Consider the following 17878-nt stretch of genomic DNA (forward strand, 5'->3'; position numbering starts at 1 on the left):
ACTTGGCCGACAGCACGGTGGCAATGGCCGCCGTCAAAGTGGTCTTGCCGTGATCGACGTGACCAATGGTGCCCACGTTCACGTGCGGCTTCGATCTCTCAAATTTCTCTTTTGCCATTTCAAAAAACTCCAGTTCAAAGAACAAACGCCCGTGTCATGGTTTCAAGTCTGCATCAGGATGCCTGTTTCGCACTGCACGGGCACAGCGCGGACTCCTGATCACAGACCGGCGGCAAACACCACCACTAAACTACGGTTTTCATAGCTGCCATCGCAGAGAGAACCTGCATCAACAGCCAATTTCATTCACAAATTACTTGGCACGTGCGGCCACGATGGCGTCGGCCACGTTCTTCGGCGCTTCAGAATAGTGTTTGAATTCCATGGTGTACGTGGCACGCCCCTGGGTGGCCGAACGCAGCGTGGTCGAATAGCCGAACATCTCGGACAAGGGAACCTCGGCCTTGATGATCTTGCCACCGCCCACCATGTCGTCCATGCCCTGCACCATGCCGCGGCGGCTGGACAAATCGCCCATCACGTTGCCAGCATATTCTTCAGGCGTTTCAACTTCCACAGCCATCATCGGCTCCAGAATCACGGGCGTAGCCTTCTTAGCGGCTTCTTTGAAGCCGAAGATGGCCGCCATCTTGAACGCCTGCTCGGACGAGTCGACGTCGTGGTACGAGCCGAAAGTCAAACGCACTTTGACATCCACCACTGGATAACCGGCCAACACGCCGCTGGTGAGCGCCTCTTCCACACCCTTTTGCACGGCAGGAATGTATTCGCGCGGCACCACACCGCCTTTGATTTCGTCGACAAACTCAAAGCCCTTGCCCGCTTCTTGCGGCTCCAGCGTGAAGACGACGTGACCGTACTGGCCTTTACCGCCCGACTGGCGCACGAACTTGCCTTCGACATCGGTGACCGTTTTGCGCACGGTCTCGCGGTAAGCCACCTGGGGCTTGCCCACGTTGGCCTCGACGCTGAACTCACGCTTCATGCGGTCAACCAGAATCTCCAGGTGCAACTCACCCATGCCGGAGATGATGGTCTGACCCGACTCTTCGTCGGTGCGCACGCGGAACGACGGATCTTCCGATGCCAAACGTTGCAGTGCAATGCCCATCTTCTCCTGGTCGGCCTTGGTCTTAGGCTCCACCGCCTGCGAAATCACAGGCTCAGGAAACACCATGCGTTCCAGCAGCACGGGGTTGGCCGGATCGGACAGGGTTTCACCCGTGGTCACCTCTTTCAGTCCCACGCAGGCAGCGATGTCACCCGCGATGATCTCGTCAATCTCTTCGCGGTTGTTGGCGTGCATCTGCACGATACGACCAATGCGCTCTTTCTTGCCCTTGACGGTGTTGAGCACCGTGTCGCCCTTTTTCAGCACACCCGAATAGACGCGCACAAAGGTCAACTGCCCCACGAACGGATCCGTCATCAGCTTGAACGCCAAGGCCGAGAACTTCTCGCCATCGTCCGCCTTGCGGGTAATGGGTTTTTCGTCATCGTCCGTGCCCGACACCGGAGGAATGTCCACCGGCGAGGGCAAGAAGTCGATCACCGCATCCAACATGCGCTGCACACCCTTGTTCTTGAAGGCGGTACCGCACAGCATGGGCTGGATTTCGGTCGCAATGGTGCGCGTGCGCAAACCCTGCTTGATATCGTCTTCAGACAAGTCACCCTCTTCCAGGTACTTGTTCATCAGCTCTTCGCTGGATTCGGCAGCAGCTTCGACCATCTTCTCGCGCCACTCTTTGGCCGTATCGGCCAGCTCGGCGGGAATATCGGCGTAGTCGAACTTCATGCCCTGAGAGGCTTCGTCCCAGATGATGGCTTTCATCTTGATGAGATCAACCACACCCTTGAAGCTGTCTTCCGCCCCAATCGGAATCACGATCGGGACGGGGTTGGCCTTCAGACGCAGCCTCATCTGGTCGTGCACCTTGAAGAAGTTGGCGCCCGTGCGGTCCATCTTGTTGACAAAGGCCAAGCGTGGCACCTTGTACTTGTTGGCCTGACGCCAAACAGTTTCCGACTGCGGCTGCACGCCGCCCACGGCGCAATACACCATGCAAGCGCCATCAAGCACGCGCATGGAGCGCTCCACCTCGATGGTGAAGTCCACGTGACCCGGGGTGTCGATGATGTTGAAGCGGTGCTCAGGGTAGTTGAGCTCCATGCCCTTCCAGAAACAGGTAGTGGCGGCCGACGTGATGGTGATGCCACGTTCTTGCTCCTGCGCCATCCAGTCCATGGTGGCCGCGCCGTCGTGCACTTCACCAATCTTGTGATTCACGCCGGTGTAGAACAGGATGCGCTCGGTGGTCGTGGTTTTACCAGCGTCAATGTGCGCCGAAATACCAATGTTGCGATAGCGCTCGATAGGGGTTTTGCGAGCCATGATTAATCTCTTTCTTCAAACGTGCAGGCCCGCTCGTGGCGGGCCGCATTCCTGGGGAGAAAATGGAAAACGACCGAACGATTAAAAACGGAAGTGGCTGAACGCCTTGTTCGCCTCGGCCATGCGGTGCACTTCGTCACGGCGCTTCATGGCACCACCGCGACCTTCTGTGGCCTCCAACAGCTCATTGGCCAGGCGCAGCGCCATGGATTTTTCGCCACGCTTGCGGGCAGCCTCTTTGATCCAGCGCATCGACAACGCCAGACGCCGCACCGGACGCACTTCCACCGGCACCTGGTAGTTGGCCCCCCCCACACGACGGGACTTGACCTCGACCATGGGCTTGACGTTGTTGATGGCCACCGTGAAAAGCTCCAGCGGATCTTTGCCGCTTTTCTTTTCCATCTGGTCGAGCGCGCCATAAATGATGCGCTCAGCCACCGCTTTTTTACCGCCTTCCATGATCACGTTCATGAACTTGGAAAGCTCGACATTGCCGTACTTGGGATCCGGCAGGATTTCACGCTTAGGGACTTCGCGACGACGTGGCATTTCTCACCTCTTTGCTTCAGTTGGCGACCCGGAGTTGTCCTGAAAATTCCGCTCGCCCGGCAGGCCCATTCAAAAAAACCTGCACTTACTTGACCCACGCTTTGGGCCACTACGCCTGATCCGGGGCCGTCAGCCACCCGATTCAGACACCTTGAAAAAACGACTTGAAAGCCAGATCAGGCTTTCTTGGGACGCTTGGCACCGTACTTGGAGCGCGACTGCTTGCGATCTTTCACACCCTGCAAATCCAGCGAGCCGCGCACGATGTGGTAACGCACACCCGGCAAATCCTTGACACGGCCACCACGCACCAGCACCACCGAGTGCTCTTGCAGGTTGTGACCTTCACCGCCGATGTACGAAATGACCTCGAATCCGTTGGTCAGACGTACCTTGGCGACCTTGCGCAGCGCCGAGTTCGGCTTTTTCGGCGTGGTGGTGTACACGCGCGTGCACACACCGCGACGCTGCGGCGAATTTTGCATCGCGGGGCTTTTGGACTTAATCTTCTCGACCGTCCGCCCGTGACGCACCAGTTGACTGATGGTTGGCATTGAAAAACGTCCCTAACGCTTGAAAAATCAGCGCGCCTGCGGCCAATGAGCTAATGCTGAAATTAGCCGACATCGCACCACAAAGCGCGCACGCAAAATTCCCGCCCCAAATGCGGGAAAGCCTTAAAGTATAGCCCGGACTGCCGCTTGCAGCAATTGGTGCGCCCAAAATTAAACAGGGCACACAACTTTTTATTTAATCCACAAACGCATCGCATCCCAGGCGCGACCGAAGAAACCAGCCTCGTCCACCGACTCCAGCGCCATCAGGGGCACTTCAGCCAGCTGCTGTTCACCCAGCTTGACTTTCAGCGTGGCCACCACTTGACCCTGCTGGAAAGGAGCTACCAGCGGCTCCGGGCGAGCCACTTCTGTTTTGACCTGACCTGCACTGCCCGACGGCACCGACACCACGATGGGCGTGCGACTGCCCAGCTTCAGCTCGTTGGTTTTGCCTTTCCACACACGCGGCGTGGCCACCGCCTGATTGGCATCGAACAGCTTGATGTCCTCATATGCGGTATAGCCCCAGTTCAATAGTTTTTGCGATTCGTTGGCCCGCGCCGACTCGCTGCTGGCCCCCAACAGCACCGACAGCAGGCGCCGCCCCTGAAGGTTGGGAAAATCCCGTTTGGCGGTGGCCACCAGGCAGTACCCTGCGGCTTCGGTATGGCCGGTTTTCAGCCCATCCACCGTGGGATCGCGGTGCAACAGCAGATTACGGTTGTTGTCATTGCTGGCGGGCGTGCCTGGATAGCGGTATTTCTTGATCGCGTAATAGCCCACGTACTCCGGAAAGTCGCTCATCAAGCGCGTGGACAGTGTGGCCAGATCGCGCGCTGTGGTGGTGTGCCCCGCCTCTGTCAGCCCTTCAGGGTTTTTGTAGCCTGTGTTTTTTAAACCCAGCACCTTGGCCTGGTCGTTCATCATCTGCACAAAGCGCTCGACCGTGCCGCCCACGCCCTCGGCCAGCGCCACGGTAGCGTCATTGCCCGACTGCACCACCATGCCTTTGATCAGGTCTTCCACCGGCACCTGCATCCTGGGGTGAATGAACATGCGCGAGCCGGGCATCTTCCAGGCTCGCTCAGACACCGGCAGCTTCTGGGTCAAACTGATTTTTTTAGTGCGCAAGGCATCAAACACCAGATAGGCGCTCATCAGCTTAGTCAGCGATGCGGGCTCCACCGCCGCATCAGGATCTTTGGCCGCCAGCACCTGCCCTGAAGTCACGTCCATTAGCAAATACGCCTTGCCCGCCACCTCTGGCGGCTGGGGCACCTGGGCATGCACCAAGGCCACGGCGGCCAGCAAGATAAAAGCAAATAAGGGCTTGATAAAGCGGATCATGAGATTTGAAAAAACCAGAGAAAGAAGAAAACAGCAGCGAGCGGCTTCAAACCACCGTCGGCAGCGCACGCACATGGCGCGCCACCAGCGCACGCAGCAGCGGCAGTTGCCCATGAAAGAAATGTTCGCCGCCGGGCACCACGGTCACAGGCAGCGACTGCGGGCGCGCCCAATCCATCACCGACGCCAATGGCACGGTGTCGTCCTGCTCGCCATGCACCAACAGGGTTTGCGGGTGCAGCGGCGCGGGCACAGGGGCCACGGTAAAACGCGACGCTGCCGTGCCCACCAACACCACACTGGTCATGGAGCGCTGCCCATGCAGCGCCTGCACTGCGTGCGAAGCCACGAATGCGCCAAATGAAAACCCGGCGATGGACAGCGGCGCATCCGCCGGTGCCTGTTGCGCCACCACGGCCAGCAGATCATCCAGCTCACCCCGGCCTTCGTCGTACACGCCCGCACTGGCACCCACACCGCGAAAGTTAAAGCGCAACGCACGCCAGCCACACTGCACATAGGCGCGGGCGATGGTTTGCACCACTTTGTTGGTCATGGTGCCGCCAAACTGCGGGTGCGGGTGCGCCACCACCACCGTGCCGTGGGGGGCGGCGAACAGATCGGCTTCGGGCACGTCCAGTTGTGCTTCCAGCGCACCTGCCGGGCCTTGCAAGATCAAAGATTGGGTTTGAGCATTCATTAGCTATTTAAATTATAGCTGCAATCGCTTTCAGAGCAAGCACAAACGCCATATTTTTTACATAAATATCAAGCGTGTGACTGGCTGGCGGTTGCCGCGTTGCGACAGCCCGGTGGCCTTCGGGCCAACGATCATGAACTATGGCACGCTCCCAAGCGTCGGTCTTGGGGCAAACCAAGCGCGTGTTGCTATGCTTGGCCGCTAAAGGAGATTCATGACCGTGCGCCACTCTCATTTCGCTTTTCTCGCCCTGCTGGCCAGCCTGTCACTGGGCAGCCAGGCCGCAGATGCCCCTGCTGCACCCGCCTCAACCAGTGCGACAGCAGCTCAAGCCCCAGTTGCAGCGGCCGCAACACCTGCTGCGCCCAAAACCGCTTCAAAGCGCCAGGCCGCTGCCGCCAAACCAGTCACCGCCCAATCTGGCGTGCCACTGGACGTATCGCATTTGGTCGAAAAAGACATGGCAATGGAAGTGCAAACCGGCCCGCGCAAAGGTCACGTGGTGAACAAGGACGGCGTCAACTGCTCGCTCTACCCCGCCCGTTGCCGCTGATAAAGCCCATCACGTCGTCCTGCTCTGCCCTGCGTGACTCAGTCCGGCACATCAATGCCTGAAGTGCCGCACGCCTGAGAACACCATCGCCACACCGCGCTCGTTGGCGGCGGCTATCACTTCCTGATCGCGCATTGATCCGCCGGGCTGAATCACACAAGTGGCACCGTGGTCAATCACCACGTCCAGCCCGTCGCGGAACGGGAAAAACGCGTCACTGGCCACCACGCTGCCTTGAAGCGACAGGCCCGCATGCTCGGCCTTGATGCTGGCAATACGGGCTGAATCCAGCCGACTCATCTGGCCTGCACCCACGCCCAGGGTCATGCCATCCTTGCAAAACACGATGGCGTTGCTTTTGACGAACTTGGCCACGGCCCAGGCGAACAGCATGTCCTTGACCTGCTCCGGCGTGGGTTGCAACTGGGTCACCACTTGCAGATCAGCCGCTTTCAGCACATGGTTGTCGGCGGTTTGCATCAACAGCCCTGAGCCGACGCGCTTGACGTCGATAGCGTTGTGGCCGCGCACCCAGTCGGTTTCACCCTCGCGGCGCACGCCGCTCAAATCAATCTTGAGCACGCGCACGTTCTGCTTGGCCTTGAAAACGGCCAGAGCCTCGGGCGTGAAGTCAGGGGCCATCAACACCTCGACAAACTGCTTGGCCACGGCTTCAGCCGCCGCGCTGTCCACCGGCACGTTGAAAGCGATGATGCCGCCAAAGGCGCTGGTCGGGTCGGTCTTGAAAGCCTTGCTGTAAGCGCCCAGCGCATCGACCGCCACCGCCACGCCACATGGGTTGGCGTGCTTGACGATGACGCACGCAGGCACTTCAAACTGCTTGACGCATTCCCACGCCGCATCGGCGTCGGCAATGTTGTTGTACGACAGTTCTTTGCCCTGCAACTGCTGGGCCGTGACGATGGCCCCTGGCGCAGGATACAAATCGCGGTACAGCGCCGCCTGCTGGTGGGCGTTTTCTCCATAGCGCAGGTCTTGCAATTTAACGAAGCGGCCATTGCTTTGTGCCGGAAACAGCGCCCTGACAGGCACAGCGTCTGCGGCATTTTCGGTGGCCGCGTCAAACTCGATCGCGCTCAGATAGTCGCTGATGGCCCCGTCGTAATCGCTGATGCGGTTGAACGCGGCCACCGCCAGCGCAAAGCGCGTCTTGTCAGACAGCTTGCCGCCGTGGGCGCGCATTTCTGCCAGCACGGCGGCGTATTGCGCGGCATCGGTCAGCACGGCCACGTCTTGCCAGTTCTTGGCGGCGCTGCGCACCATGGCTGGGCCGCCGATGTCGATGTTCTCAATCGCATCGGCCAGCGTGCAGCCTTGTTTGGCCACCGTGGCCTCGAACGGATACAGGTTGACCACCAGCAGATCAATGGTGGCGATGCCCTGCTCAGCCAACGCCGCCATGTGCGCGGGCACGTCACGCCGCGCCAGCAGACCGCCATGCACTTTGGGGTGCAAGGTCTTCACCCGGCCATCCAGCATCTCGGGAAACTGCGTCAGCTCAGCCACCTCGGTCACCGGCAACCCTGCGTCTTGCAGCAATTTGGCCGTACCGCCGGTCGATAACAGCTTGACGCCCAGCGCCACCAAACTCTGGGCCAGCTCGACCACGCCCGTCTTGTCAGAAACAGAAATCAGTGCATTCATGGGGAATAAAAATCAAAGATCAAATTAAGCTTTGTCGCCTGTATTGCAAGCGAATACAGCTATTAAAACAAGAGCAAATTAACAACCCGGAGTTGCTCAGATGGCTGCGAAGCAAGCCAGCGAACGCCGTGCCCGCAGAGAGCGGGGGAAGGCGCGCAGCGACTCAGGGGGCATACTTGTTCCAGGGGTCATAGTAATTTGTGCTCGGCCAGCTTCTTGCGCAAGGTATTACGGTTCATGCCCAGCCATTCGGCAGCGCGCGACTGGTTGTGCCCGGCCTGCTTCATCACCACCTCCAGCAAGGGCGCTTCCACCGCATGCAGCACCATGGCGTACAGATCGCCACCCGGCTCGGTGCCGCGCAGATCGCGGAAATACGCCTCCAGGCTTTCACGCACGCACTCCTCAATGTGTTGTTTACTCATGGTGTCGACTCCATTGGTGCCACGTCTTTCCGGCTGGCCGCCTTCTGGGGCAGGCGTTCATGCGTTTCGGCCAATTCTTCAAAGTAATCGGCCACCATCTGCCACTGAATAGCGGCCTGCTCGATGGTGTTGATGCGCTGGCGCAGCAGCTCGCCGTCTGGCAAGGCACGCAGCATCCAGCCAATGTGTTTGCGCGCCGAGCGCACGCCGCTTGACTCGCCATACAACCCGACATGATCTTGCAGATGCGCCAACAACGCACGGCGCACCTCCAGCGTCAGGGGCGGTGCCAGCCGCTGGCCCGTGGCCAGAAAATGCCCCACTTCACGAAAAATCCATGGCCTGCCCTGCGCGGCACGGCCTATCATCAGCGCGTCACAACCAGTGGCACGCAACACGGCGCGTGCTTTTTCAGGCGAGTCGATATCGCCATTGGCCACCACCGGAATACGCAGCGCGGCCTTGACGGCGGCCACCGTGCCGTATTCAGCGTCGCCCTTGTAACCCTGCTGGCGCGTGCGGCCATGCACGGTGACCATCTGCACGCCTGCGCCTTCGGCTGCGCGGGCAATGCGCAACGCGTTCCTGCTCTGCGCGCACCACCCGGTGCGCATTTTCAGCGTCACCGGCACACCGTGCGGCGCACAGGCTGCCACCACGGCCTCGACGATGCCCAGCGCCAGCGGCTCGTCCTGCATCAGTGCGCTGCCCGTCCATTGGTTGCACACCTTTTTGGCCGGGCAACCCATGTTGATGTCGATGATCTGCGCGCCGCGGTCGATGTTGTAGCGCGCGGCCTCGGCCATCATGGCGGCATCGGTGCCCGCAATCTGCACCGCAATCGGCCCTGGCTCGCCCGTGTGATCGGCACGGCGCGAAGTTTTCAGCGTGTGCCACAAATCCTTGCGCGAAGTGACCATTTCGCTCACCGCATAGCCCGCACCAAAGTGGCGGCACAACTGGCGAAACGGCCGATCCGTCACACCCGCCATGGGAGCGACGAACAGCGCATTGGGCAATGTGTACGGGCCGATCTGCATGAAAAATAGCGGAGAGCGTCGAGCTGGGCACCTGGGGTCAGGCACCGTCATCAACAAAAGGGGAATCAGAGGAAGGGACGCATTTTACCTGCCTAAAATTTCAGCAATTGAAATGCTTGTTCGACCCGCTTTCTATCTGGACTGACCCACGGGTTGAATGCATTACCCCACTTTGAATTTGCCTCCTTTTATTACATTGATCTGCCGTGACCACCGATCTGTTTTCACCCAATGGCCCCATGCCCGGCCAGCGCACGCGCCTGGGTGCACAAGCCGCGCTGCTGCATGGCTTTGCGTTGGCGCATATGCCTGCGCTGTGGCCCGCTCTGCAAGACGTGCTGCGCAGCGCGCCACCGCGTCAGATGCGCACGCCTGGTGGTCGCCTGATGTCAGCGCAACTGACCAGTTGCGGTGCCCTGGGTTGGGTGAGTGACACGCGCGGCTACCGCTACAGCCGCACCGACCCGTCGACCGGCCTGCCCTGGCCCGCCATGCCGCTTGCGCTGCGCGCGCTGGCCGAATCCGCCGCTGCCGCTACGGGGCTTGGCGATTACCAGCCCGATGCCTGCCTGATCAACCGCTACGCCCCCGGTGCCCGCATGGGGCTGCATCAAGACCGGGACGAGTACGATCTGGCCCAGCCCATCGTCAGCGTTTCGCTGGGCTTATCGGCCGTGTTTTTGTGGGGTGGCGCAGACCGCCATGAGCGCCCTGCCCGCGTGCCGCTGGCGCATGGCGATGTGGTCGTTTTTGGCGGTGTTGACCGGCTGCGCTTTCATGGCGTGGTACCCATCGCCGCAGGTGATCACCCACTCACCGGCGCGGCGCGCATCAACCTCACGTTTCGCAAAGCCGGGGCTGCGGGTCACCCGGCTTGAGCCAGCTTATGAAACCAGCCCAGTCATCGCCCAATCCCAGCGAATAGTCTCAGCGAATCAGCAGCACCGGCACAGTGCAGTGCGCCAGCACGTTGGTGGACACCGACCCCATCACCAACCCGCCCAGCGCACTGTGGCCGTGCGAGCCCATGACCAGCATGTCGTAGTCGCCGCTTTCGGCGGTTTTGGCGATGGTTTCGCCCACGCGGCCCACTTTGGACATGCCTTTGCACTTCAGTTCGTGGCGCGACATGAACTTCAGCGATGGCTCCAGCACCTTGGCCGATTCTTCGACGTAATAAGCGTCCACCGCGTCCTTGCCCACAGCACTGCGCGCACGCGCGGGCAGCGGCATTTGTACCGACAGCAGGGTGAACTCGTTGTCGCCCGCAAACAGTTCGGTGTGGGTGGTGATGTAGGCCAGCATTTTCTTGGTGTACGCGCTGCCATCGACGGCCAACAGAATCTTCATGCCAACTCCTTCAGCAAGCTAAAAATCACAATCTGTAGCACCCAAGTCTAAGCCTTGCACGTCAAGAACGTGATGTCCTGGATCAATCAGGCCACCCGCGCAGCTTTGGCGGCACGCATTGCGTCCAGCGACACCACGGCGTGCGGATTGAAGCCCGCTTGCTCACCCTTGTCGGCATAACCCAACGGATTGGCCACCACACGGCAGCGGCCCACCTGGTAGTCGATGGCGCAGTGCAAGTGACCGTGCAACCACAGATCGGCGTGGGGCAACAGATCGTCCAGCGCATTGCAAAAGCCAGCGGTGCCCGGCGTCAGGCCATAACGCGGGTCATGGCTGCGCAGGCTGGGCGCAAAGTGTGTAATTACTACCGTGATCCCGTCAAACGGTTGGCCCAACGCGGCGCGCAACCAGCGCTGACACTCGAGTGCCTGAACCCGCACTTCGGGCGCTAAAAAGGGCTGCTCATCACGCTGCGTGGCGGCAAAACGCAAATAGTGGTTGGCGGCGCGAAAGGCTTTTTCACGCGCCGCCGCCTGCGCCTCAGCCGTGGGGGCCGCGGCGGCCAGCGCGTCAAAGTCGCTCCACAGCGTGGTGCCCACAAAGCGCACACCGTTCAACACGTGGGTTTGGCGTTCCAGCCAAATCAGGCCCAATCGCTCGCACGTGGCCCGCAGGCGGGCGTGGGTGGCGTCGAAATCCAGACTGTCGTATTCGTGGTTGCCCGGCACCAGCAGCACCGGCACGGGCCAGTCAGCAAAGCGGCCCAGGCCGAAATCAGCGTCTTGCAAGGCAGGCAGGGCCGAACCGCGCTGGTACGAGCCAATGTCGCCCGCCAGCACCAGCACATCGGCCCCAGGGGCCGGACTGGGCTGAAAACTGGCGTTTTCTTCCAGATGCAGATCGGACAGCAATTGAATCTTCATGGTGTTGCCGGTAGGCCACGCGGGCGGGTGTAGGTCGGGTGCAGTTTCGCACGCTGCGGCCACGCGCGCACCAGGATTAGAGTGCACCGCCTAGGGAAAACCCTAGGTCAACCTTAAAATACGGGGTATCGGCCACAAGCCATCACTCCAGACACAAGCGGCCAATCAACCGCAGCGTCTATTTTTTCATCATGTTGACCCAGTTTTTTCAGCGCCTGTTCAATCACACCCAGGCCACTTCTGCCCTCACCGCCAGCTTGCCTGCGCAACTGATGGAGCGCGCCGAAGCCAGTGCGGGCCAAGACCCTCATCACGCGGCCGAACTGCGCCGCGCCGCCATCGCCTTTTTGGGCATCGTGCGCTGACGCATAGCCCACGCACTTTGCGAGAGCCAAGTGATGCAGGCTGCTCGCCCAAACGGCGGGCTTTCTTCTTTCGCTATTGATTTTTCTCGGTGATGGCGGCTGTTTTCAGGCCTCATCATCCGCAGGTTGCTGTGCGTCAGACCCCAAAGCGGCAAGATGAAAACGCCATCGTTACGTATTTTTCGTCTTGTAAGCAAATCACACCAATCCAGTGCCGTTAGGATCAGCGGGTTGTTATTTAGGAGCACGCATGGCACTTTCAGGACCTCTTTTCGGCAAACGTGATGATTCTTCGGCGCAACGCACGCCGGGCAGTTCAACCTTAGGCAGTGGCACCAGCACGCTGGGATCGGCCAGCAGCGCCCCGTCGTTTTCCACCGCACCAGCCTCATCGGCTGCGCCCGCATCATCGGCACCTGCTTCGACATCTGCGGCAAGCGCGCAGCCCGCAGGCTCAACCCTGACCGTCGGCCCCAACATCAAGCTCAAGGGCGTCGAAATCACTGACTGCGACACGCTGGTGGTCGAAGGCACGGTCGAAGCCACCATGGATTCGCGCGTGATCCAGATTGCCGAGCAAGGCGCTTTCAAAGGATCGGCCGAGATCGACATTGCCGAAGTGCATGGCGTGTTTGACGGCAACCTCACGGTGCGCCAAAAACTGGTGATTTTTGCCACCGGCAAAGTCACCGGCAAGATCCGCTATGGCAAGATCGTGATCGAAGAAGGGGGGCAGCTTTCCGGTGAGATCACATTTGGCACCGCCGATTCCGGCCACAGCAGCAAATCGTCCAGCAGCAGCAAAACCTAGTCCAAGGCCATCGTGGCCTGAAACTGGTGCGCGGCTGCATGGTGCTGTCCGCGTCGCCGCTTTCCACATCAAAGGCATCAAGGCCGCTTCGGCGGCCTTTTGCATGGGCGCAGCGTGCTTGCTGCTCACCGCTTGCGCCAGCGATGCGCCCACCTCTCACGGCGAAGTGCGTGGGGCCAAATTTGAATCTGAAGAGCTGATCCAAAGCGAAAGCAACCGCATCGCCCAAGCCATCATGGTGGCCAACCAGCGCAGCCTAGTGCTGCTGGCCGACAAGCTGTACCGCCGCAACCCGGCCGAATGGCGTAAAACCGCCGCCACGCGCGAAGCCGCGTTGGCCAAGGTGGAGTCCAGCATTGCCCAAAGTCTGCCCTGGGTGCCGCTGAACGGGCTGCGGGACGTGACGGCGCTGTCACTGGCGCTGTCGCCCGACTTCAAAGGCGACCGTGTGGCCGCCTTCATCATGGCCAGCAACGACACCATCATCACCGCACACGGCGGCAGGCGCGAGTTTTACTACCTGGACGGCGTTGACCCCCAACACATCTACAACGCCGCGCGCAACATGGAAATTGCGCTGTGGATTCTGAACACCCGCAAAGACACGCGCGGCCAACCCCTGTTGCTGGCCAACGAACTCACGCCCGACAGCCGCAACCTGAGCTTTGAGCGCGAATTCGGCAAGATCATTGGCCGCCTGGATCTGTTGGCCACCTTCACCACCGAACGCTACCGCCGCGCCGTCATCAGCTACGCCCAAAGTTGGGTGGCCGCGCCGCTGCTGGCGTTTTTGCCTGTGCGGTAGGCGTCTTTTTTTGCCAGGTGATGCCAGCAAAAACCACGTTTTTACGGTTGGGCATCGCATGAAGCTTGTGGCAAGCTAGCGGATTTCTTGCCGTCTTTTCTGACCGCTGCGGGTGGAGCACTGTCTTTTGTGAACTTGGGGGTCAGGACATGAACAGCGCATGGGGCACAGCATGAGCGATCTCACCTTTGATTTCATCATCGTCGGCGCAGGCACTGCGGGCTGCCTGCTGGCCAACCGCCTGTCACGCGACAAAACAAAACGCGTGCTGCTGATCGAGGCCGGTGGTCAAGACAACTACCACTGGATTCACATTCCCGTGGGCTACCTGTATTGCATTGGCAATCCGCGCGCCGACTGGCTGTACCAGACTGAAAGCTCTGCCGGGCTGAATGGCCGCACCCTGCGCTACCCACGCGGCAAGGTGCTGGGTGGGTGCAGCAGCATCAACGGCATGATTTACATGCGCGGACAGGCGCGCGACTATGACCAGTGGGCACAACTGACGGGCGAAGACGAATGGCGCTGGGACAACTGCCTGCCGAACTTCATGGCACATGAAGATCACTACCGTTTAGATAGCAACCATCGCAATACAGAGCAGCGCCAGCAAGACATTTCATCTGAATTTTCCGCCTTGCACGGCCACGGCGGCGAATGGCGCGTGAGCCAGCAGCGCCTGCGCTGGGAGGTGCTGGACGCCTTTGCCCAAGCCGCAGAACAAGCGGGCATTCCGGCCACGGACGATTTCAACCGCGGCAGCAACGAAGGCGTGGGTTATTTCGAGGTCAATCAGAAAAATGGCTGGCGCTGGAACACCGCCAAAGCCTTCATTCGCCCCACCTGCACGAGCCGCCCCAACTTCACGCTGTGGACGCAGGCCCAGGTGAGCCGCCTGATGCTGGAGCGCAGCCCAAACAGCTCGGGCAGCCTGCGCTGCACTGGCGCGCAAGTGTGGGTAGGTGGCCAGATGCACACACCTCGCCTGGCCCCCGGTGGCGAGCTGGTGCTGAGTGCAGGCAGCATTGGCTCGCCCCAGATTTTGCAACTGTCCGGCATCGGTCCGGCCGATTTGCTGCAACGCCACGGCGTTGAGGTGGCCGCGCATCTGCCCGGTGTGGGTGCCAATTTGCAAGACCATTTGCAAATCCGCTCGGTCTACAAGGTGCAGGGCGCACGCACGCTCAATCAGTTGGCCAGCACGCCCTGGGGCAAGGCCGCGATCGGGCTGGAATACCTGTTGCGCCGCACCGGGCCGATGAGTATGGCACCCAGCCAGCTGGGAGCCTTCACGCGCTCATCACCTGACTTGGAATGGCCCAACCTGGAATACCACGTGCAGCCGCTCAGCCTGGATGCCTTTGGCGAGCCGCTGCACCGCTTCGGGGCCATCACCGCCAGTGTGTGCAACCTCAACCCCAGCAGCCGCGGCACGGTGCGCATCACCAGCGCACGCTTTGAAGACGCCCCCGCCATCGCCCCCAACTACCTGGCCACCGAGGACGATCGCCGCGTGGCCGCCGACAGCCTGCGCGTCACCCGCCGCATCATGGCGCAACCGGCCATGGCCCGTTACCAGCCCGAAGAGTTCAAACCCGGCGCGCAGTACCAAAGCGATGAAGACCTGGCGCGCCTGGCGGGCGACATTGCCAGCACCATCTTCCACCCCGTGGGCACCACCCAAATGGGGCGCGATGACAACCCCATGGCCGTGCTCACCCCGCGCTTGCAAGTGCGCGACGGCGCAGGTGGCGTGGTCAGCGGTCTGCGCGTGGTGGACGCCGGTGCCATGCCCACCATCACCAGTGGCAACACCAACAGCCCCACGCTGATGATGGCCGAAAAAGCCGCGCAGTGGATCGTCGCCGCATCAGCCGCTCACGTTTGATGGATGCGCATCAACTGTAGGCAGTTGCCAGAGGCAACCGCTCTGGCGGCTGAGCGTTATTGATTCCCCATCAAGATCAAAGCCCTTGCGCGCTGAAGGTATCGCAAGCTTGTACGCTGCCGGTTTTCAGCCCCTGCATGAACCAGCGCTGGCGCTGGGCGCTGGAGCCGTGGGTAAAGCTGTCGGGCACGGCGTAGCCCTGGCTGCGCTTTTGCAGCGCATCGTCGCCGATCTTGCTGGCGGCGTTCATGGCCGATTCAATGTCGCCTTGTTCCAGCCAGTTCTTGGCCTGTTGCGAGCGGTTGGCCCAAATGCCGGCAAAGCAGTCGGCTTGCAGCTCCAGCCGCACCGACAGCGCGTTCTGCTGCGCCTGACTGACGCGCCCGCGCATCGAATCGACCTTGCCCGTCAGCCCCATCAGGTTTTGCACGTGGTGACCCACTTCATGCGCGACCACGTAGGCGCGGGCAAATTCACCCGGTGCACCCAGGTCGCGGCTGAGGGTGTCGAAGAAATCCATGTCCAGGTACACCTTCTGGTCGCCGGGGCAATAAAACGGCCCCATGGCCGACTGGCCCGTGCCGCAGGCCGTGGGCGTGGCACCGCGAAACAGCACCAGGCGCGGTGGTCGGTATTGCGCACCGTTCTCGCGGTACACCTGACCCCAGGCGTCTTCGGTGGAAGCCAAGATGGTGGATACGAAAGCAGCGTTCTGGTCGTCCGCTGGGGGGGCTTGCGCCGGGCCTTGCTGCACCACGGCGGGGCTGCCGCCACCGGCCATGCCCAAGAATGTGAGCGGGTTGATGCCGAACACGCCCCAGGCGATCAGCGCAATGACGATGGTGCCCAGCCCAATGCCGCGTCCGCCCAGCAGGCCACCGCCACCTCGGCCATAGCCACCGCTGCGGCGGTCTTCCACGTTATCGGACTGTCGTTGGCCTTCCCATCTCATCGCTTGGCTCCTGTCGGCGTGCGGATGGCACACCTGCGCTAAATTCCGGTAATGGTAGCCGCACCTGCGCCATTGCGTTCACGTTCACATTCGACAACACCTTGCGTGCTGCTCACCGGGTTTGATCCGTTTGGCGATGCGGCGGTCAACCCCAGTTGGCTGGTGGCCGAGGCGCTGCACGGCCGCCAGATCGCCCGTCACCGGGTGCAGGTGGCCCAGTTGCCGACCATGTTTGATGCAGCCACCAAGCGTCTGGATGTACTGCTGGCACGGCACCGCCCGGCGCTGGTCATCAGCCTGGGCCTGGCGGCGGGGCGCGCTGCGCTGTCGCTGGAGCGCGTGGCGATCAACGTCAACGACGCGCGCATCCCCGACAACGCGGGCGCGCAACCCATCGACACGCCGGTGGTGGCAGGCGCACCAGCGGCTTACTTCAGCACCCTGCCCATCAAGGCCATGCGCCAGGCCATGCTGGACGCGGACGTGCCCACCGAGGTGTCGCAAACCGCAGGCACTTTTGTCTGCAACCACGTGTTCTTTGCCCTCATGCACCGGCTGGCGACGGCACCCGCGCTGGCCGGTGCACGGGGTGGCTTTATCCACGTGCCGCTACTGCCAGGCATGGGCACGCCCAGCCTGCCGCTGAACACCCAGGTCAAGGGCGTGCGCGTGGCCATACGCGTCGCGCTGGTGCAAAGCGTGGATCAGCGTCTGGAAGGTGGCGCGCTGCATTGATGGGCAGTGCCAAACAAAAACCACGCAAAGTCCATCAGCGGTTTGGCCCATCTGCGGGCTGCTTCCTGACAAGCCCCTCAATGAACGAAGACACGGCCAGCGCCGCCGCCGCAGGCACAGTTTGCAGCAGCCCATGCGGTGCAGCCAATGGCATGACAACTGTTGAAGGCAAGGTGGCTTCAATCAGCTTGGCGGCGCTGGGTGGCACCAGACGGTCATGCGATGCTTGCAGGTACAGGCAGGGCATTTCGAGCTGCGCCAGTTGGGGCCGCACGTCCACCGACAACGCCGCGCGCATCCTCGCGCGAAGCACGTTCGGTGCAACCTGCCGCACGGCTTGGGCCGCAACAGCACGCAGCGCAGGGGTGGCCCACTTTCCCAGCAAAGCCGCATCCAGCGCCGTCGTCGGCAGCGCGCCCAAAGGCATGAGGGGCAGCAGATGCTTCAGCGGTGCCAGGCCAGGGTACGGATTGCGGGCAAAAGTGCAGCACAAGATCAGACCCTGCATCCGTGGCGGGGCCTCGGCGGCGAGGGTGATGGCAATGGGGCCAGAAAATGACTCGCCCAGCACGACGAACGGCCCCTCCGTGGGCAACAGGTCGCGCACCAATGAGGTGAGCGCGGCGTAGTCCAGCGCCTGATCCGAGGGATAGCGCACCACCTAGGTCTTGAACTGATGGCCAATGGCATCCACCAACGGCGCGAACAGCTCGCCCGTGCCATCCATGCCGGGCAGTAATACAAGCGTGGTCATGATTTGTGAATGGTTGGGAGTGGGCGACAAAACAGCG

20 protein-coding genes are annotated in these 17878 nt (G+C 61.3%); 7 read left to right on the forward strand and 13 right to left on the reverse strand.

The annotated features are described in order from the left end of the window. From ACK5NW_RS03615 to ACK5NW_RS03640, 6 genes are all read right to left on the reverse strand, one after another. Positions 1–118 (reverse strand): GTP-binding protein (locus ACK5NW_RS03615; RefSeq protein WP_416924963.1); only part of this gene is annotated, 118 nt, incomplete at its 3' end. 195 nt (positions 119–313) lie between these two features. After that, on the reverse strand, positions 314–2416 hold the full coding sequence (gene fusA / locus ACK5NW_RS03620) for an elongation factor G (protein WP_416925139.1): 2103 nt from the start codon (positions 2414–2416) through the stop codon (positions 314–316). A gap of 81 nt (positions 2417–2497) precedes the next feature. Next, positions 2498–2968 (reverse strand): 30S ribosomal protein S7, encoded by a 471-nt coding sequence (gene rpsG, locus ACK5NW_RS03625; protein WP_416925142.1) that lies wholly within the window; start codon positions 2966–2968, stop codon positions 2498–2500. A gap of 176 nt (positions 2969–3144) precedes the next feature. Next, on the reverse strand, positions 3145–3522 hold the full coding sequence (rpsL, locus tag ACK5NW_RS03630) for a 30S ribosomal protein S12 (RefSeq protein WP_416925144.1): 378 nt from the start codon (positions 3520–3522) through the stop codon (positions 3145–3147). Between the two features lie 192 nt (positions 3523–3714). After that, positions 3715–4872: a D-alanyl-D-alanine carboxypeptidase family protein gene (locus ACK5NW_RS03635; RefSeq protein WP_416925146.1), complete on the reverse strand. Its 1158-nt coding sequence runs from the start codon at positions 4870–4872 to the stop codon at positions 3715–3717. Between the two features lie 46 nt (positions 4873–4918). Further along, positions 4919–5572: an alpha/beta hydrolase gene (locus ACK5NW_RS03640; RefSeq protein WP_416925148.1), complete on the reverse strand. Its 654-nt coding sequence runs from the start codon at positions 5570–5572 to the stop codon at positions 4919–4921. A gap of 214 nt (positions 5573–5786) precedes the next feature. Here ACK5NW_RS03640 and ACK5NW_RS03645 point away from each other — a divergent pair, with 214 nt between their 5' ends. Continuing rightward, positions 5787–6125: a hypothetical protein gene (locus tag ACK5NW_RS03645; RefSeq protein WP_416925150.1), complete on the forward strand. Its 339-nt coding sequence runs from the start codon at positions 5787–5789 to the stop codon at positions 6123–6125. A gap of 51 nt (positions 6126–6176) precedes the next feature. Here the strand turns inward: ACK5NW_RS03645 and purH are convergent, their stop codons facing one another. From purH to dusB, 3 genes are all read right to left on the reverse strand, one after another. Continuing rightward, complete coding sequence (gene purH, locus ACK5NW_RS03650) at positions 6177–7790, reverse strand: bifunctional phosphoribosylaminoimidazolecarboxamide formyltransferase/IMP cyclohydrolase (RefSeq protein WP_416925152.1); 1614 nt, start codon at positions 7788–7790, stop codon at positions 6177–6179. Between the two features lie 188 nt (positions 7791–7978). Beyond that, positions 7979–8215 (reverse strand): Fis family transcriptional regulator, encoded by a 237-nt coding sequence (locus tag ACK5NW_RS03655; protein WP_416925153.1) that lies wholly within the window; start codon positions 8213–8215, stop codon positions 7979–7981. Beyond that, positions 8212–9255, reverse strand: coding sequence for a tRNA dihydrouridine synthase DusB (gene dusB / locus ACK5NW_RS03660; protein ID WP_416925155.1), 1044 nt, complete (start codon positions 9253–9255; stop codon positions 8212–8214). Before dusB ends, ACK5NW_RS03655 begins: the two co-directional genes overlap by 4 nt. Positions 9256–9461: 206 nt before the next feature. Here dusB and alkB point away from each other — a divergent pair, with 206 nt between their 5' ends. Then, positions 9462–10133 (forward strand): DNA oxidative demethylase AlkB, encoded by a 672-nt coding sequence (alkB, locus tag ACK5NW_RS03665; RefSeq protein WP_416925157.1) that lies wholly within the window; start codon positions 9462–9464, stop codon positions 10131–10133. Between the two features lie 49 nt (positions 10134–10182). Here alkB and ACK5NW_RS03670 read toward each other — a convergent pair whose 3' ends face one another. Continuing rightward, positions 10183–10605: a universal stress protein gene (locus ACK5NW_RS03670; RefSeq protein ID WP_416925159.1), complete on the reverse strand. Its 423-nt coding sequence runs from the start codon at positions 10603–10605 to the stop codon at positions 10183–10185. 86 nt (positions 10606–10691) lie between these two features. Continuing rightward, a complete protein-coding gene (locus ACK5NW_RS03675) occupies positions 10692–11531 on the reverse strand; it encodes a metallophosphoesterase (protein ID WP_416925161.1) in 840 nt (279 codons plus the stop codon). Positions 11532–11722: 191 nt separating this feature from the next. Here ACK5NW_RS03675 and ACK5NW_RS03680 point away from each other — a divergent pair, with 191 nt between their 5' ends. The 4 genes from ACK5NW_RS03680 (at position 11723) to ACK5NW_RS03695 (ending at position 15400) form a co-directional block, all read left to right on the forward strand. Further along, positions 11723–11896 (forward strand): hypothetical protein, encoded by a 174-nt coding sequence (locus tag ACK5NW_RS03680; protein WP_416925163.1) that lies wholly within the window; start codon positions 11723–11725, stop codon positions 11894–11896. A 250-nt stretch (positions 11897–12146) separates the two neighbouring features. Continuing rightward, positions 12147–12707, forward strand: coding sequence for a bactofilin family protein (locus ACK5NW_RS03685; RefSeq protein WP_416925165.1), 561 nt, complete (start codon positions 12147–12149; stop codon positions 12705–12707). A gap of 103 nt (positions 12708–12810) precedes the next feature. After that, complete coding sequence (locus ACK5NW_RS03690) at positions 12811–13512, forward strand: hypothetical protein (RefSeq protein ID WP_416925167.1); 702 nt, start codon at positions 12811–12813, stop codon at positions 13510–13512. 172 nt (positions 13513–13684) lie between these two features. Continuing rightward, entirely contained in the window at positions 13685–15400 is a 1716-nt protein-coding gene (locus ACK5NW_RS03695) for a GMC family oxidoreductase (protein WP_416925169.1), read from the forward strand. A gap of 76 nt (positions 15401–15476) precedes the next feature. Here the strand turns inward: ACK5NW_RS03695 and ACK5NW_RS03700 are convergent, their stop codons facing one another. Beyond that, the gene (locus ACK5NW_RS03700; protein ID WP_416925171.1) at positions 15477–16352 is read right to left on the reverse strand and encodes a neutral zinc metallopeptidase; all 876 of its coding nucleotides are present in this window, start codon (positions 16350–16352) and stop codon (positions 15477–15479) included. A gap of 51 nt (positions 16353–16403) precedes the next feature. Between ACK5NW_RS03700 and pcp the strand changes: the two genes are divergently transcribed. Continuing rightward, positions 16404–17087: a pyroglutamyl-peptidase I gene (gene pcp, locus ACK5NW_RS03705; protein ID WP_416925173.1), complete on the forward strand. Its 684-nt coding sequence runs from the start codon at positions 16404–16406 to the stop codon at positions 17085–17087. Between the two features lie 34 nt (positions 17088–17121). Here the strand turns inward: pcp and ACK5NW_RS03710 are convergent, their stop codons facing one another. Beyond that, positions 17122–17745, reverse strand: a complete 624-nt coding sequence (locus tag ACK5NW_RS03710) for a serine aminopeptidase domain-containing protein (RefSeq protein ID WP_416925175.1) — start codon at positions 17743–17745, stop codon at positions 17122–17124. Positions 17746–17878: the final 133 nt, after the last annotated feature.

Origin of the sequence: Ottowia sp. (assembly GCF_047975795.1) — a bacterium.
Classification (GTDB): domain Bacteria; phylum Pseudomonadota; class Gammaproteobacteria; order Burkholderiales; family Burkholderiaceae_C; genus Ottowia.